The 16,454-nt window shown below is 47.5% G+C and carries 15 protein-coding genes and 1 other annotated feature; of the genes, 13 read left to right on the top strand and 2 right to left on the bottom strand.

Annotated features, from left to right (window positions below; all coding sequences use genetic code 11):
• Window positions 1-7 precede the first annotated feature (7 nt).
• From C8U37_RS03435 to C8U37_RS14540, 4 genes are all read left to right on the top strand, one after another.
• Complete coding sequence (locus C8U37_RS03435; protein ID WP_108031878.1) at window positions 8-937, top strand: substrate-binding domain-containing protein; 930 nt, start codon at window positions 8-10, stop codon at window positions 935-937.
• A 297-nt stretch (window positions 938-1,234) separates the two neighbouring features.
• On the top strand, window positions 1,235-2,398 hold the full coding sequence (locus C8U37_RS03430) for an ATP-grasp domain-containing protein (RefSeq protein ID WP_211306115.1): 1,164 nt from the start codon (window positions 1,235-1,237) through the stop codon (window positions 2,396-2,398).
• Between the two features lie 15 nt (window positions 2,399-2,413).
• Entirely contained in the window at window positions 2,414-3,166 is a 753-nt protein-coding gene (locus C8U37_RS03425) for an esterase family protein (protein ID WP_108031876.1), read from the top strand.
• Window positions 3,167-3,674: 508 nt separating this feature from the next.
• A complete protein-coding gene (locus C8U37_RS14540) occupies window positions 3,675-3,902 on the top strand; it encodes a hypothetical protein (RefSeq protein ID WP_211306114.1) in 228 nt (75 codons plus the stop codon).
• Window positions 3,903-3,987: 85 nt separating this feature from the next.
• Here C8U37_RS14540 and C8U37_RS03415 read toward each other — a convergent pair whose 3' ends face one another.
• Window positions 3,988-5,814, bottom strand: coding sequence for a glucose PTS transporter subunit IIA (locus C8U37_RS03415; protein ID WP_108031875.1), 1,827 nt, complete (start codon window positions 5,812-5,814; stop codon window positions 3,988-3,990).
• A gap of 269 nt (window positions 5,815-6,083) precedes the next feature.
• Between C8U37_RS03415 and C8U37_RS03410 the strand changes: the two genes are divergently transcribed.
• Entirely contained in the window at window positions 6,084-7,283 is a 1,200-nt protein-coding gene (locus C8U37_RS03410) for an enolase C-terminal domain-like protein (protein WP_108031874.1), read from the top strand.
• 15 nt (window positions 7,284-7,298) lie between these two features.
• On the opposite strand, the gene C8U37_RS03405 is transcribed toward C8U37_RS03410, so the two are convergent.
• Window positions 7,299-8,006, bottom strand: coding sequence for a GntR family transcriptional regulator (locus tag C8U37_RS03405; protein WP_108031873.1), 708 nt, complete (start codon window positions 8,004-8,006; stop codon window positions 7,299-7,301).
• A 180-nt stretch (window positions 8,007-8,186) separates the two neighbouring features.
• On the opposite strand from C8U37_RS03405, the gene C8U37_RS03400 reads away from it, so the two are divergent.
• From C8U37_RS03400 to C8U37_RS03355, 8 genes are all read left to right on the top strand, one after another.
• Window positions 8,187-8,855, top strand: coding sequence for a bifunctional 4-hydroxy-2-oxoglutarate aldolase/2-dehydro-3-deoxy-phosphogluconate aldolase (locus C8U37_RS03400; RefSeq protein ID WP_108031872.1), 669 nt, complete (start codon window positions 8,187-8,189; stop codon window positions 8,853-8,855).
• 256 nt (window positions 8,856-9,111) lie between these two features.
• Window positions 9,112-9,371: a binding site (T-box leader), on the top strand.
• 99 nt (window positions 9,372-9,470) lie between these two features.
• Window positions 9,471-10,517 carry a uroporphyrinogen decarboxylase family protein gene (locus C8U37_RS03385; RefSeq protein ID WP_108031869.1) on the top strand — a complete coding sequence of 349 codons (1,047 nt, stop codon included), beginning with the start codon at window positions 9,471-9,473 and terminating at the stop codon, window positions 10,515-10,517.
• A 156-nt stretch (window positions 10,518-10,673) separates the two neighbouring features.
• Complete coding sequence (locus tag C8U37_RS03380; protein WP_108031868.1) at window positions 10,674-11,732, top strand: Gfo/Idh/MocA family protein; 1,059 nt, start codon at window positions 10,674-10,676, stop codon at window positions 11,730-11,732.
• The gene (locus C8U37_RS03375) at window positions 11,716-12,819 is read left to right on the top strand and encodes a uroporphyrinogen decarboxylase family protein (RefSeq protein WP_108031867.1); all 1,104 of its coding nucleotides are present in this window, start codon (window positions 11,716-11,718) and stop codon (window positions 12,817-12,819) included. Before C8U37_RS03380 ends, C8U37_RS03375 begins: the two co-directional genes overlap by 17 nt.
• A 33-nt stretch (window positions 12,820-12,852) precedes the next feature.
• Entirely contained in the window at window positions 12,853-13,725 is an 873-nt protein-coding gene (locus C8U37_RS03370; protein WP_108031866.1) for a transporter substrate-binding domain-containing protein, read from the top strand.
• A 280-nt stretch (window positions 13,726-14,005) separates the two neighbouring features.
• Window positions 14,006-14,716, top strand: a complete 711-nt coding sequence (locus C8U37_RS03365) for an amino acid ABC transporter permease (RefSeq protein WP_108031865.1) — start codon at window positions 14,006-14,008, stop codon at window positions 14,714-14,716.
• Between the two features lie 24 nt (window positions 14,717-14,740).
• The gene (locus C8U37_RS03360) at window positions 14,741-15,532 is read left to right on the top strand and encodes an amino acid ABC transporter permease (RefSeq protein ID WP_211306119.1); all 792 of its coding nucleotides are present in this window, start codon (window positions 14,741-14,743) and stop codon (window positions 15,530-15,532) included.
• Window positions 15,507-16,247 carry an amino acid ABC transporter ATP-binding protein gene (locus tag C8U37_RS03355; protein WP_108031863.1) on the top strand — a complete coding sequence of 247 codons (741 nt, stop codon included), beginning with the start codon at window positions 15,507-15,509 and terminating at the stop codon, window positions 16,245-16,247. The genes C8U37_RS03360 and C8U37_RS03355 overlap by 26 nt, the downstream gene beginning before the upstream one ends.
• The last annotated feature ends 207 nt before the right edge of the window (window positions 16,248-16,454 follow it).

Below are 16,454 nucleotides of genomic sequence, written 5' to 3'. Positions count from 1 at the left end.
ATAAAAAATGAAAAAACTATTGGGATTGACTGCTGCTTCGATGTTATTATTGGCTGGATGCGGGGGCGCTACATTGGAAGGCGACAACGCGGAAAGTGTTGCTGTCGAGGAGAAGGAAGCTTCTGAATTGGTCGTGGGTGCCTCTATTTCAACTTTGAATAATCCGTTCTTTGTTTCACTGGAAGCCGGCATCACAGGATTAGCGGAAGAAAATGGCACGAAAATCATCACTGTCGATGCCCAGGATGATACGGCAAAACAGACGAATGATGTGGATGACCTTATCCAACAGGGAGTCGATGTGTTACTGATCAATCCGGTCGATTCGGCGGCGATTGCTCCAGCTGTGGAGGCTGCAAACAGCGCAGGTATCCCTGTCATCACAATCGATCGTTCCAGCGATGGCGGAGAAGTGGTTACCTTGGTTGCATCAGATAATGCAGCCGGAGGAGAGTTGGCTGCGGAATACATTATCGAATTATCCGGAGAAGGAGCCAACACAGTCCAATTGGAAGGCGTTCCCGGCGCTTCTGCAACCCGTGAAAGAGGGGAAGGCTTCACGAAGATAGCTGAAGAATCGTTGAATCTGTTGGACAGCCAGACAGCCAATTTTGACCGCGCTGAAGGGTTGACGGTTATGGAAAACATGCTGCAAGCACATGCGGATATCCAAGCCGTATTTGCTCAAAATGATGAAATGGCATTGGGTGCAATCGAAGCAATCGAAGCTGCCGGTTTGACCGGGAAAATCCAAGTGGTCGGATTTGACGGAACGGAAGATGGCATGAATGCTGTTGAAGAAGGAAAAATGAGTGCAACAGTCGCGCAGCAACCTGAAGAAATGGGTAAACTGGCTTTACAGGCTGCCTATGATTTCTTTGCCGGTAAGGAAGTAGATAAGTACATTCCTTCTCCGCTTGAGTTGGTCAAAAAATAAGCAACTGAAAAATTGAGTAGCTTGCTGCTGCTCGAGGAGATGGATAACTGGCCGTTATCCATCTTTTTTGTCCGGCGCCGCGATTCGAATATGAATACAAAAAAACCGATTCTTGTGACGCAAACAGCGTGAGAATCGGTTTTTTTGATACTGAAAATCGCAAAGCTTCAGATGATCGGAACAGTTGCCGGATTGTATCAATATTTTTCCTTTTCAACAGAAAATCACTTGTAAATCTGCCGCTATAATGGTACATTCTCATTATAATCTAATCTTTAGATGAAAGAAGGTAGCTTCATGAACTATGTATTTATCTCCCCCCATTTTCCCAGTAATTTCAAGAATTTCGCGGTCGGTCTGAACCGTGCGGGCGTGAATGTTTTCGGTATCGCCAGCGAGCCCTATGAGTTGCTGGATGCTGACTTGCGCGGGAGCCTGACTGAGTATTACCGCGTCAATGACATGGAAAATTATGACGAAATGCTGCGCGCTGTGGCCTATTTGACTTACAAGCACGGCAAAATGGACCGGATCGAATCACACAACGAATACTGGTTGGCACAGGATGCGCGTCTGCGCACTGATTTCAACGTCTTCGGCTTCAAAAATGAGGACATGGCCTTCGCTAAATTGAAGTCCGCCATGAAAGAAAAATTCAGCGATGTCGGAATCCGCGTAGCGCGCGGGCGTGTCATCGGCGATTATCATGACGCCCTCGGATTGTGCCACGAATACGGCTTTCCGGTCTGCATCAAGCCGGACTCCGGCGTCGGTGCGGCGGATACGCACAAAATCCGTTCCGAAGAGGAGCTCGGGCACTTCTTCCATGTGAAGAATCCTTACGAGTCCTACATTCTGGAGGAATTCATCGACGGAAAGATCGTCACTTACGATGGTCTGACCGATGCCGCGGGGAATATCCTTTTTGATGCCACGCTGGTTTACGAAAAAGCCGTGCTGGAAATTGTGGAAAAGAATGCGGATATGTTCTACTATGTGGACCGCAATATGCCGGATGATCTGCGCGAAATCGGCACCAAGCTCGTGCAGGCTTTCAATGTCCGCGAGCGTTTCTTCCACTTTGAGTTTTTCCGTCTGCCTGACGGTAGCCTCGTTGCCCTGGAAGCCAACCTGCGTCCGCCTGGCGGGCATACGATGGATATGTGGAACTGGGCAAATGACGTCGATCTCTATGCAGCTTACGGAAATCTGGTTGCGACCGGCCATTTCACAGCGCAGATGAACACGCCTTATTATTGCTGTTATGTCAGCCGGAAGGGCGTCCATCCTTACCGCTTCACGCATGAAGAAGTGATGGCCCGTTACGGCGGCAATGTTGTCCTGTTTGAAGAGATGCCCGGAATTTTTGCGGCCATCATGGGCGATTTCGGCTATGTCATCCGTGCGGCAGAATATCAAGAATTGATGGAAATCATCCAGATGATTTCCGTAACCGAATAGACTGGGGGAAAAGAGATGCACGTAGAATATTCATCACAATGGAGCGGCCACCTGAACCGCGAAATGCGTTTCAACCGCTATGGACATGCCGGGAAACCGATCATCGTCTTCCCTTCATCCGGCGGCAGCCATAACGAATACGCAGACTTCGGCATGATCGAAGCCTGCCAGTGGTTCATCGACCAAGGCTTGGTACAGTTTTATACGCCAGACAGCGTGGACAACGAATCCTGGCTCTGTGAGTGGAAAAGCCCGTACGACCGCGCCAACATGCACGAGCGCTATGACCGCTACATCGTGGACGAACTGGTGCCGCACATCAAGTATCAGACGGGGTATCAAGGATCGATGATTGCGACCGGCTGCAGCATGGGCGGTTATCACAGCCTGAATTTTTACCTGCGCCATCCGGATGTGTTCGACAGCGTCATCGCGCTGAGCGGTCTCTATGATGTCCGTTATTTCTTCGGCGATTATCATGACCGCAACGCCTACGAAAATTCGCCGATCGACTATCTGTGGAATCTCAACGACGGCTGGTTCCTGGACAAATACCGTTCCGGCAACATCATCGTCGCGACCGGCCAAGGCAACTGGGAAGAAGTCAGCATCCGCGATACGCAAAAAATCGAAGAAGCGCTACACTTCAAGAACATCCCCGCCTGGATCGATTTCTGGGGCGAGAATGTCCACCACGACTGGGAATGGTGGCGCGTCCAGATGCCATATTTCCTGGGCAAGTTGAATGAGCAAGGGAAACTGAATTGATGATGATACCGTCCTTCCGGCATTTTGCCGGAGGGCTTTTTTGGTGCGTGATGATGGATGCGGGGGCCGGATTTTTTTGCGTGTGAAGATGGATAAATGGCCGTTATCCATCTTTTTCGCCTCCGGACCGCCAGAAAAGATGAATACATGGCTTTTATCCATGTTTCTATCCGTACATAGCTAAGCTGAGCAACCCTATGTGCTTCCGTACGACGTATGTCGCAGGGGGCCTTCCTGCGACAGCATCTATACAGTAATGAAAATCACCCGATTTCTGGTGCAGTAGCTTCAAAATTGATTATAATAATACTATTATTCTGGGTTGTCCAGTATTAATAGACAAACACTGGTGGTTGCACCGCGCTTTGAAGCGGATATTTTCCTTGATGGGACGGCATTTCCAGGATTCGGCCCAGTCGATTTTCAATTTCAGGAAAACGGTTGGGCCGAGATAAGCTTCAAATGAAAAGGGTTGCAAGTTATACTAAGTTTCGTAAGGAGGGTGTACATGTACGACAATCGATTAATGATTCTCCTAGGCATTGGCAGCGCAGTAGCCGAAACATTGGCTGAATTGAAGCCGACTTTGCAATATCGCGTCGGCGTCCGCGAAGCTTTCGGTCAAGTGGGCAAGGCGGATTACTTAAAGGAACAATACGGTTTGACAGTGGAAACCATCGTCGCACAGGCCAAAAATTTGGTTGATCAAAAAGCCAAGGTCGGCGTGAACGTTTAACATCTGAAAAGGAACGGAAAACAGGGGAAGATCCTGGTTTCCGTTCCTTTTTTTGTTGAAGTATTTAATTTATACCTTGAAAGAACTAAACCAAAATCGCTTTTTCTAGTGGAGACCCGTTCTTATGAGAGCCTTCCATTTTGTATTCGCCTGAAAATTTAGAAACTTTATCCATATTTGTAATGACTACTATGATGGATGAATCTTTCTTTTCATTCGCAAGAATTTGTAGATCCATGTGAGCAATTTTTGTTTGTGGTGTAACAGATTCTCCTTTTTTAACGAATACATCAAATCCCTTCCCATTTAAACTTACTGTATCGATACCCATGTGAATCAATATTTCTAAGCCGTTATCAGTAGTAATACCAATGGCATGTTTCGTAGGAAATACTGTATTGATAGTTCCACTAACTGGTGCATAGATATCTCCGGAATTTGATTTCATAGCATAGCCATCTCCAACTAGCTTACTGGAAAATACATCATCTGATACATCTTCTAATGGAACATAGACACCGTCAGTTACTGATAGTAATTCTACTTCATTAGCTAGCGAGGTACTTGATTGATTGGGTACCGTCAAATAAACAATGATGAAGGAAAGTACTAAAGCAATCCCAATGCCTAAAACTGCAAAGATGAAGTATTCTCCGATGTAGGCTGGCAAACTAAAAATACTTGAGAGAATATATCCGTAAATTCGAACTCCAAAGAAACTAATGAAAGCAGAAGCAACTGAACTTCCGATAGAAGCAGCAATAAATGCTTTTTTGTATTTTGTTAAAACCCCAAATAATGCAGGTTCCGTAATCCCAAGTAAGCCAGAGACAGCAGCGGAGACAATAATTGATTTTTCTTCTTTTGTTTTTACTTTGGTATACATTGCTGCAGTTGCGCCTGTGATGGCCATATTTGCCATCAACATCATAGGCATCAACATGTCATACCCTTGGGTTGCAAAATTTTGTAAGGCGATTGGTGTCATCGCATGATGTAGTCCAGTTAGGATGGCAATTGGACGAATTACTCCGACCACTACACCCGCTAGTACTGGCGATATGGTAAATAACCAGCTTACTCCATCGGCCAATAGATTTCCTAAATGAATACCGATCGGGCCAATGACTACTAAAGTGACTATACCGGAAAGAAATAAAGAAATTGTAGGTGTAAAAACTGTCCTTAATACTTCAGGTAAATGTTTGTCAACCCATCGATAAATGTAGCTAAGCGCTAATACCGCAAAAATTATCGGGATTACGGTTCCGGCATAGTTGAAAACAGGTACTGGTAAAATTCCAAACAATAAGAATTGTGAAATTTCTCCTGCTACAACTGCTTCTGTCATTGTTGGAAATTGTAAGGTAGCTGCAATAGCAATTGCCAAATACTGGTTTGTTTTAAATATTTTTGCAGCGGATGCAGCAACAAAGAAAGGCATAAAAGTAAAAACACCACTTGCTAACATATTGATTACTTGATAAGTCGGAGTGGTGTTAGAGATCACATTTGATGCAACCAGACCGGCTATTAGACCCTTGATCATTCCAGCGCCTGCGATAGCTGGTACGATAGGTCCGAAAACTCCTGACACAGTATCCATAAATACTGACACTAAACCTTTATTCTTAACTTCTTGTTTAAGCTCATTACTAGCAAGGTCAAGGCCTAATTGCTTTGATAGTGGTGCGTAGTAATCTTCGACATTTGTGCCAATAACAATCTGTAATTGATCACTCTGATATTTCGTACCTATAACTTCCGGAATATTATTGAGATTATCGTAGTTAACCTTTTGAATGTCTTTAAGGTTAAACCGTAACCGGGTCATACAATGCCAAGCATTGTTTACGTTCTCTATGCCGCCAATATTGTCAATAATCTGCTTTGCAACATCTTCATGTTTCATCATACTCATCCTTCACTCGTTTATTTTTGCGTAGCTATGTGTCCGCTTGCAAGATGAATCATAGCATAATATCTACGATTGTAAAACCAGTCCTAATTACATGCAAATGACAAAAAAACGTTGATGTATAAGTGTTGTTTCGTCCGGTAGTCTGAAATTGGACTGGTTCTTTCCTCTATAAGCATTGTTTTTTATTCCAAATTGACAGCGTATATACGGACATGATTCAATAGCAACGTAAGGGACACTAATTTAAGGGATGATGATAAATGATGCCAACCATAATTACAGATATAAAGAGTTTTGCAATAAAGCCAGATAGACATAATCTAGTTATCGTTAAAATTGAAACAAATAAAGGCATTTCCGGTTTAGGGTGCGCAACGTTCCAATTTAGGCCATTAGCGGTGAAATGTGTAATTGATGAATATCTAAAACCACTTTTGATTGGTCGAGATGCCAACCACATTGAAGATTTATGGCAGATGATGACAGTAAATTCATATTGGAGAAATGGTCCTATTACTAATAACGCTATATCAGGTATCGATATGGCTTTATGGGATATCAAGTCAAAATTAGCTGGTATGCCGCTGTATCAGTTGTTGGGTGGGAGAGCACGGACAGCTATTCCTGCTTATACTCATGCAGTAGCTAAGGATTTAGATACTCTCTATGATGAGATTGATAAGTTTTTAGAGGAAGGATACAAATATATTCGTTGTCAACTAGGATTTTATGGAGGCAATGCTGAAACTGTAGCAACACCTGAGAATCCATTAGAAGGATCTTATTTCGATCAAAATGAATATATGGATACCACTTTGGAAATGTTTGAAGCAGTTCAAAACAAATACGGTAATTCATTTCAAATGTTGCATGATGTCCACGAAAGGCTTTCCCCGAATCAAGCAGTTCAATTTGCCAAAAAATCAGAAAAATATAATTTATATTTTCTGGAAGATATTCTTCCCCCAAACCAAAATGAATGGCTGGATCAAGTACGCAATCAAACTTCTACACCAATCGCTACAGGGGAATTGTTCAACAATCCAATGGAATGGAAAGAATTGATTATCAAGCGTCGGTTAGATTATATGAGAGCCCATGTCTCCCAAATCGGCGGTATAACTCCTGCGCTGAAGCTCGCTCATTTTTGTGATGCGTTTGGTGTTCGAGTGGCTTGGCATACACCATCAGATATCTCACCAGTCGGATTAGCAGTAAACACTCATTTAAATATCCATTTGCATAATGCTGCAATTCAAGAGAATATTGACATCCCACAAAATACAAAAAGAATATTCAAAAATATTCCTGAACCCGAGAAAGGTTTTTTCTATCCAATTGAACGTCCTGGAATTGGAATAGATTTCATAGAAGAGATGGCTGAAGAATTCCCTATCGAATACCGCCCGCATGAGTGGACTCAAAGTCGGGTACCTGACGGGACGCTAGTAACACCGTAGGCAAAGCCAATTAGGCTAACTTTGCCTAGATTTATGTGTGTCTTTGTCAAAAGGGGTGATATAGGTACAAGTGTAATCTATTGCTGTAAGTTCGCTATATTCGTACACTCGCCCATCATCCAACAGACACCGATTTGTAATTTTCATGGCGGGTGTTCCCTTTTTGCACAAGAGTAGTTCTGCCTGAGTTTTGGTTACAGCAGTTGGACTATAACTAGTAATATAGTGAGAAATATTATAACCAAGACTTTGAACATACTCTTGGATGGAATGTTCAATATGAACTTGATTCAGATTTGAAAACAGCGAAACGGGCATTTTTGAAACTTCAATTTGTTCAATTTTATAATCAACAACACGTACACGCTGAAATGTCCAAATTTCTTCGGAATTTCCCAACTGAAAGATTTGCTCTTCTTCAGGAGTAGATTTTTCTTTAGTAATGGAAATCATTTTTGAAGAAATCCTTTCATAAGGAGTTCTAGTCAAGGAGTTGAAAATTAACGGATTATTTTGTAAGTTCTCATAAACATACATGCCCGAGCCTTGCACAACTTTTATTATGCCTATTTCATTCAAATTTTTAATGGCTTCTTGGATAGTGTAACGGGAGACATGATAGGCTTCTGCCAACGCCCGTTGATCAGGTAATTTTCCATTCGGAAATTGTTTCTGATAGATTTTACTTAATAAATCTTGGATAATAAATTCTTTTTTTTTCACGTTACAAATCCTTTCCTGATAAAACCGGTGATTTACTTGTTCTAAGTATATTTTCTATTCCTGAATTGTCAACTTCGATAGTTTTCGCAACACAACCTGCATTCTCAGGAAAGTCGCCGGTATTGAAGGAATTAGTGCAAGTTTTTGAATTGTAAAAGAAAAATAGAAAGTGGGAAACAAATGAAACGCGTATCTATTTTGAATCGTTTGGAAAAAACGGGGGTCGTGGCAGTCGTCCGCGGCGCCACAAAAGAAGAGGCTCTGAAGGCCAGCCACGCGATCGTCGCGGGAGGGCTGAAGGGCATCGAACTGACATTCACGGTCCCGAACGCGGATGAAGTGATCCGCGAGCTGGCGACAGTCTACAAGGATCAGCCAGAAGTCGTGGTCGGAGCAGGGACGGTATTGGACGCCATCACCGCACGTCTGGCGATACTGGCCGGTGCCGAGTTCATCGTCAGCCCGAATTTCGACAAGGAGACGGCTGAAATCTGCAATCTTTACCAGATTCCGTATCTGCCGGGCTGCATGACGATCACGGAAATGAAAGAAGCGCTGAAGAGCGGCGCGGATATCATCAAACTGTTCCCGGGCAATGCCTACGGTCCGAGTATCATTTCCGCCTTCAAAGCGCCGATGCCGCACCTGAACCTGATGCCTACAGGAGGCGTCAGCCTTGCGAACATGCAAGAATGGTTCGATGCCGGCGTCATCGCGGTTGGCGTCGGCGGCAACCTACTGGCACCCGCTGCGACCGGTGATTTCGCTAAGGTGACCGAAGTGGCAAGGCAGTACGCGGATAAGTTTGCGGAGATCAAAGGTCTCCTTGAACTCGAGAAGACGGATTAACGGTATTTATCCATGGTTTTCGACCGGGAGCGGCTCGAAAAGATGAATACTTTTCCGGTATTCATCTTTTTCGCCTCCGGATCACCAGAAAAGATGAATACATGGCTTTTATCCATGTTTTGTCCATACGCATGCATAAACGACCAAACCCGATCAATCCACTGTTCGCTTCTGCCTGTCAATCCTGTTCGGAAACGTGTGCTTTTCAGGCCGTGGCTGCGATGGTAGACTTTGTTTATCAAAGAAAGCCATACAGAAAAAAGCAAAGAAGAGGAAAGTACTTGCGGGATTGTCCTTCAGAGAGCTCTTGGTCGGTGGAAAAGAGCGGACGGCAGCACAGGAAAAATGGCCTCGGAGTTGATGCGTTGACAGGGATCTTCCTGCAGGCGCATCCGGACGCCCCCGTTAGACAGGCAACGGTATCGAGCGCAGCAAAAGGCTCCGTACCGGTTGAGGCGGCAAGCGCAAGCTTTCCGCGAAAAAAGGTGGTAACGCGATCTGACAGTCGTCCTTTCTGGAATCAATCCAGGGAAGGCGGCTTTTTATTTTACACTTGGCTAGCTTCAGTTCTAAGCGAACCCGCTCAGCTTTTCTTACATTCGAGGAGGAAAATATATGACAGACAACAACAGAAAACAATTGATTTTTGACACTTTCGACAACAAGGAAACGGAGCGTGTGCCGGTCGGCTTTTGGTTTCACTTTGTTTTCGACGATGCTCAATTCCGTGGTTTGGAGGACAGATCGGTTTTGGATAGAGTGATGGATGGGCACAAGGAATTCTACGACGCCTTCAACCCTGATTTCGTGAAGATCATGAGCGACGGCTTTTTCGGACATCCGAGTCTATTGGAGAAAAAAATCGAGCAGGCGGATGACCTCTACAACGTCAAGGCTGTGGGACCGGATCATCCGTGGATCACGGAGCAGGTCAAGACCGTGAAACGGATCAAAGAATCCTTCAACGGCGAAGTCGCTACTTTCTACAACATCTTTTCGCCAGCGAACTATATCCGGATCGCGTTCGAGGCGTGGGACAAGGAACCGGAAAAATTCCCCCGTTTCTTTGAAGAGGCGCCGGAAGCACTCGCTTATGCTGCGAATGAAATCGCCAAGGATATCGCCTTGCTGAGCCGGAAAGTGATCGAAGAAGCGGGTGCGGACGGCATCTACCTGAGCGTGCAGAATGTCCAAAGCAGCGCGGCCACGAAAGAAGCTTATCAATCCTATATTGCGCCGAGCGAATTGGATGTGTTGGCGGCGGCGAATGCGGCCAGCGACTACAACATCCTACATATCTGCGGCTACCAACATTATCAGAACGATCTGTCGTTCTATCAGGATTACGAAGCGAAAGCCTACAATTGGGCGGTCCACACGGAAAAAGTCAGTCTGAAGGAAGGCAAGGAATTCTTCGGAAATAAAGCGGTGATCGGCGGCTTCGACAACAACTCGGGTACGTTGCTGGACTCGGGAGACAAGGCGGATATCGCCCAATTCACGGCCGACATCATCCAAACGACAGGCGATACGGGGGTCATCATCGGAGCCGACTGCACCGTCGATCCGGCAATCGAACTGGATCGGTTGGAATTGGTAAGGCAAACAGCTGCAGGCATTTCCGGCAAAAACAGAAGACAAACGACGTCGCTGCACAATTGAAGCGAACCCGACACGGCGACGGCGGTGTTCGCCAAAGCCGGTCAATCCTGATAGCAAATCGGTATTATTTTTAAAACAATCACCATGTTAGAATCAAGCACATAACTCAAACAGCGACCTCCAGAGATATGGAGGGCAAAGAAAGGAGGGGGTCCTATGGTCGGGATCGTCATCATCGGTTGCGGGGATGTTTCGAAACAGAGGCACGCCCCTCTAAGCCACAAAAACGAAAAAGTCGATCTGATCGGATTCTATAACCGTACGATTGCCAAATCGGAATCGTTCCAAAAGAAGTACGGCGGAAAAGTCTATCGGACACTTGAGGAAATCTGGGAAGACGGAACGGTTGATGCCGTCATCGTCGCTACGAACGAACAATCGCACAGCCCCATCACCGTCGCCGCGCTAGAAGCAGGTAAGCATGTGCTGTGTGAAAAGCCGATGGCGGATTCGGTGGCCGAGGCAGAACGAATGCAGCAGGCAGCCGAAAAAAGCGGCAAAAAACTGATGATCATCCATAATCAACGGTTGTATCCCGCACATCAGCTGCTGAAAAAATTGCTGAGGGAGGGGACACTCGGAAAGGTCCATGCTTACCGGACGACATTGGCCAACCCAGGTCAGGAAAATGACGGTTGGGGTACGGCATTCCCTGATTTCTACGACCGCATCGGACATACGAACGGGGCTTTGGCGCAAGTGGGCATCCACCGCATCGATTTGCTGAACTACTTGTTCAGTGAAGATCCCGTCACCGCAGTGCTGGCTCAGACTGCGACGCAAAGCAAGCAGTTGGAGGACGGACGCCCGGTTCCTTATGAAGATTATGCGGTACTGCAACTCCAGCATCGCTCGGGCATCCAGGGAACACTGCTGACCCACTGGTTCGATTACTCGAACGATCGGCAGACCGTCATCTACGGCGAAAATGCCACAGCCGCAACGTATGCGGATGGGCATCCGGTGGCACTCTACCGGAAGAACGGGGAAAAGACTTACTTGGATGATCCATCGCAGGACGGCTTATATACAGAGCCATTGACACCGATCGTCGACAAGTTTGTCGAAAGCATCGAACAGGATACAGTTCCCTTCGTCACAGCAGAACAGGGGATAACCGCATTGCGCATTCTTGCCGCCGCTTACCGATCGCAAGCAACGCAGACATGGACACCAATCGAACAGGAGGACGCACAATATGACAGAAACATTTAATGGAAGAAAAAGAATAGAAGCAGCCATCGCTAAGCAACCATTGGACAGACCGGCCATCTCCGGTTGGCGCCATATGCCGTTGGTTGATCGGGACGTCGAAGCGTTTGCCGCAGCGACGATCGCCTTCACGGACGAGAACGATTGGGATCTGATCAAGCTGATGTCGCAAGGGCAATTCTTTGCGGAAGCTTACGGAACGCCGATCACCTTTTCGACGGATGCGAAGGAATGGGCAGGCAAAATCCTGGATTATCCGATCCGGACCGCAGCTGACCTGACACGTTTGCAGCCGCTGCAGGCGGACAATCCGGTGATCCGTCGCGAAGCCGCTTTTGCCAAGAAGATCGTGGAACACTACAACGGCGAAAAAGTTGTCGTCGGCACCGTGTTCTCGCCGTTGTCTTGGTTGAAGCAGTTTGCGCCCGGGAATGATTCGATTGCGCACATCGTCGACGGACCGGAAGAAAGCCCAATCGCAGCTTTTCTGGAGCATCACCGCGAAGAACTGAAGGCAGCGCTCGATGTGCTGCATGCATCAAATAAAGTGTTCGTGGATGAATTGATCGCTGCGGGCGTGGACGGTTTTTTCATCGCCGAGCAATACAGCCAGCGCGGCGACATATCTGAAGCCGATTATGCAGCTTTCGCCAAACCTTACACGGATGACCTTTTGGCTTACATCAACGACCGCACTTGGTTCAACATCCTGCATGCACATGGGCATGTCGATCTGGCTGTGGAACGTTTTATCGATTACGATGTCCAGGCAATAAACTGGGAAGACGGCAGCGATCACGCGGAGGATCCGACCCGATTGAGTTTCCGCAAGCTGCGTGCATTGACGGATAAGTTATTGGTCGGCGGTATTTCACCGAAAACCGATCTGACGTTCTCGGAGCATGCGCAGGAAGTCGAGGACTTATTGGTCGATCGTTTGGCGGATGTCCTCGCCGAAACCGGCGATACGGGAATCGTATTTGCGCCGGGATGCGCGATTTCATTGGAAGCTAACCCGGATTTTTATAAACGCATCCATGCGGCTGCCCAAAAAGTGCAGGCGACAATCATAAAAACAGTGAACCATTAAACGAATCGGAAACATACAGGAGGAGTACATTATATGAAAAGAAAAAGATTATTCACAACGGTTGGTTTATTGGGGATTACATTGTTGGCTGCTTGCGGGCAGACAGGTGCGGAAACGACAAGCGAGGCAACGAGCGATGCAGCGGCAGAAAAGACGGAAGTGACCACCGTAACGGTAGCGCACACGCAAAGTTCGGCGCCGATGAATTATGTGGATGAAAAGGGCGAGTCGACCGGCTATGAAGTCAGCGTATTGAAAGCCATCGACGAGTTGTTGCCGCAGTATGAATTCGAGTACGTTCCGACTTCCGATGAGGATCTGCTGATCGGGATCGAATCCGGCAAGTACGATGTCGGAACGAAAGGCGCTTGGTACACAGAAGAACGCGCCCAGAAGTTTATATTCCCTGAAAATTACATCGGAGCAAGCAGTATCGGAGTGCTGATCCGTTCGGAAGATGCGGCTGAAATAACCGATTTGGAATCATTTGCGGCAGCCGGCAAGAGCCTAGTTCCAATATCGCCGAACAATGCGCAATATAACGTGATTCAAGCTTTCAACGCGGAGCATCCGGACACACCGATCGAACTGACTGCGGCAGATGTATTCGAAATTGCGGATGCCTATACATGGTTGTTGGAAGGCCGCTATGACGGCTACTTCGCTGTCAAGACCGCTTATGAGGTGAATGTGTTGGCGGAAGGCGCGCCGTACAGCCAATACAAGGATGACTTCTCCTACTTCGTCTACGAAGCGTTGCCGACATGGCCGTTGTTCAACAAAGAACAGCAAGAACTGGCCGACGCATATGATGAAGCCTTCCTGCAATTGGAAGCGGACGGCACAATCGATGATTTGATGATCGAGTTCCTTGGCGAAAATACATTCCAATACGTGAAAGAATAACAATAAGAGTGCCGACGGGGATGGTGTGCCGGGGAAAGCATCAGACTTAGAAGCGGATCCGGCATCAGACCCGGCAAATTCCCGAATAGGAGTGGCGCATCCGAGAAATTGGTCTCGACTCAAGACGATATTCCCGAATGCTAGCTAAACATTCGAGGAATCGACCACGATCACAAGCAAATTTCCCGAATACCAGACAGATATCCGGGAAATCGGGTCCCCCGGCGTTGCCGGAGAGCAGAACGGGACAGACTGACAGACAAAGGGAGGGAGCCTAAAAATGAATCGTCCATTCGACATCACTTATATTTGGAAGGCTGTGCCGGACATTTTATCCGGCCTTGGCGTTACGCTGCAATTTTTGATCGGAACGATCGTGATCGGAGGGATCTTGGGATTCTTGGCTACCTGGGCAAGGCTCAGCGGTCCGAAATGGTTGCGGGCAATCGTCCATAGCTATATCTGGATCATCCGCTGCACGCCTTCGATCGTCATGATGTTCTTGGTCTTTTACGGCTTGCCGGAGATGCTGTTGGGCGTTTTCGACATCAACATCAACAGCTGGAACCGCCTCTACTTTGTCATCATCGCTCTGTCTCTGCTGTTTTCGGCGCCTTGCTCGGAAATCATGCGTTCGGCTTACTTGGCAGTCGCTAAAGTGCAACGCGAGGCCGCCCTCAGCATCGGACTGACCGAAGTACAAGCATTCAGAAGGATCGTTTTGCCCCAAGCACTCGTGAGTGCGTTGCCGAATCTCGGCAATTCGTTCATCCTGCTGATGAAGGAGGGGGCTTTGGCCTATACGATCGGCATCGTCGACATCATGGGCAAAGGCCAGCTGATCATCGCGCGGAATTTCGGCGGTTATTCGATCGAGACCTACATCGCGCTGGCGGGCATCTATTGGCTGTTGACGTTGGCGATCGAGAAGGCGTTCAAGTTGGCGGAAGACAAATTATCGGCAGGAAAACAACCGTTGCGCGCGGCATAAGAGAAAGGAGCAAGACGCATGACCATTGATTTAGCCTATGTGCAGGAAATTTTGATCCTTGTGTTGAAGGGCATCCCGACAACGCTGCGCTTGGCCTTTATCCCCTTGCTCATCGCGCTGCCGTTCGCTTTCCTGATTGCGGTGGCGAGACAGCAGAACATCAAGGTGCTGGCCCGGGTTTCCCAAATTTACGTGTCCTTCATCAGAGGGACGCCCTTGATCGTCCAGATTCTGGTGATGTACAGCCTCTTACCGAGTCTGCTGAATGTTCTCGTGAAAAGCTGGGGGCTCGATTACGACATCTTCGGCATCAATCCGATCTATTACGCCTACATCGTCTTTACTTTGAATACGATCGCGATCCTGTCGGAAGTTTTCCGCTCGGCCCTTGAAACAGTCGACAAACGCCAGCTTGAGGCGGCCCTTTCGATCGGTCTGCTGCCGGTCCAGGCCTACAGTCGCATCGTGATTCCGCAAGCATTGGTGGCGGCAACGCCGAACTTGTGCAACAGCACCGTCAATCTGCTGAAATCGACCTCGCTGGCCTTCCTGATGTCGGTCCAGGATATCACGGCCATCGCCAAGACGGAAGCGGCATTCGGCTACAATTATCTTGAGTCCTATCTTGTGATTTTCATTGTGTACATCGTCCTCTGCTCACTCGTTCAGGTATTCTTCCAACTGCTGGAGCAACGCCTGTCCGTCTACAAGCGGGGACGTAAAATTACGGCAAAATCAGAAAACGATAAGCAACCGGAGTATTTTGAAGATGCAAGAAAGGAGCGATATCATGCTGGAATTGAAGAATATTCATAAGAAATTCGGTGAATTGGAAGTTCTGAAAGGAGTGGATATCGCAGTCGAAAAAGGCGACATTGTCGTAATCCTGGGCCCGAGCGGATCGGGAAAGACGACTTTGTTGCGCTGCATCAACTTTTTGGAGCGCGCCGATGAAGGCTCGCTGCATTTCGACGAGATCCAGACCGATTTTACGAAAGCGAGCAAGAAGGACATCAACGCGGTTCGGAAAAAATCGGCCTTCGTTTTCCAAAATTATGGTCTGTTCGACAATAAGACGGTGTTGGACAATGTCACCGAAGGCTTGATCATCGGACGCAAAGTTCCGAAAAAGGAAGCCATCGAAACCGCCATCCGTGCATTGGAAAAGGTCGGCTTGAGCGACCGTTTAGCCTATTACCCTTCGCAATTGTCGGGTGGCCAGCAGCAACGTGTCGGCATCGCCCGCGCGCTGGCGGTGAATCCGGACGTCATCCTGTTCGATGAACCGACATCGGCATTGGATCCGGAACTGGTCGGCGAAGTGCTGCAGGTTATCCGCAAACTGGCCGAGGAAGGCACCACCATGGTCGTCGTCACGCATGAGATGACCTTCGCCAAAGAGGTGGCCAACCGGGTCATCTTCATGGATCAAGGCGTGATTGTGGAAGAGGGCACCCCGGAAGATATTTTCGGCAATCCAAAAGAAGCCCGCACCAGAGGGTTCCTGCAGCGGATCCTGGCCCGGGCGTAAGCTCGGGAAAATCCCCCTGCATCGCTCATCCCGCCGTTCACAACGGGGGACGGGCTTTTTTTGCTTTGCGGGATATATCGGTTCTGCCTATCACAGCTGTTCGGAAATCGGGATTATCCCTAAGCCAGACTGAATGGTAAGCTACTTGTACATACATATCAAAGAAATGAATTCCAATATAGGAATAAAAAGTTTGAAAATCGTCAG

Origin of the sequence: Trichococcus patagoniensis (assembly GCF_003051085.1) — a bacterium.
GTDB classification, from domain to species: Bacteria; Bacillota; Bacilli; order Lactobacillales; family Aerococcaceae; genus Trichococcus; species Trichococcus patagoniensis.
This window is presented reverse-complemented; position numbering and strand designations above follow the sequence as displayed.

Coding starts and splice junctions, on each gene's coding strand:
- C8U37_RS03435 (WP_108031878.1), top strand. CDS start 8: ATGAAAAAACTATTGGGATTGACTGCTGCTTCGATGTTATTATTGGCT.
- C8U37_RS03430 (WP_211306115.1), top strand. CDS start 1,235: ATGAACTATGTATTTATCTCCCCCCATTTTCCCAGTAATTTCAAGAAT.
- C8U37_RS03425 (WP_108031876.1), top strand. CDS start 2,414: ATGCACGTAGAATATTCATCACAATGGAGCGGCCACCTGAACCGCGAA.
- C8U37_RS14540 (WP_211306114.1), top strand. CDS start 3,675: ATGTACGACAATCGATTAATGATTCTCCTAGGCATTGGCAGCGCAGTA.
- C8U37_RS03415 (WP_108031875.1), bottom strand. CDS start 5,814: ATGAAACATGAAGATGTTGCAAAGCAGATTATTGACAATATTGGCGGC.
- C8U37_RS03410 (WP_108031874.1), top strand. CDS start 6,084: ATGATGCCAACCATAATTACAGATATAAAGAGTTTTGCAATAAAGCCA.
- C8U37_RS03400 (WP_108031872.1), top strand. CDS start 8,187: ATGAAACGCGTATCTATTTTGAATCGTTTGGAAAAAACGGGGGTCGTG.
- C8U37_RS03385 (WP_108031869.1), top strand. CDS start 9,471: ATGACAGACAACAACAGAAAACAATTGATTTTTGACACTTTCGACAAC.
- C8U37_RS03380 (WP_108031868.1), top strand. CDS start 10,674: ATGGTCGGGATCGTCATCATCGGTTGCGGGGATGTTTCGAAACAGAGG.
- C8U37_RS03375 (WP_108031867.1), top strand. CDS start 11,716: ATGACAGAAACATTTAATGGAAGAAAAAGAATAGAAGCAGCCATCGCT.
- C8U37_RS03370 (WP_108031866.1), top strand. CDS start 12,853: ATGAAAAGAAAAAGATTATTCACAACGGTTGGTTTATTGGGGATTACA.
- C8U37_RS03365 (WP_108031865.1), top strand. CDS start 14,006: ATGAATCGTCCATTCGACATCACTTATATTTGGAAGGCTGTGCCGGAC.
- C8U37_RS03355 (WP_108031863.1), top strand. CDS start 15,507: ATGCTGGAATTGAAGAATATTCATAAGAAATTCGGTGAATTGGAAGTT.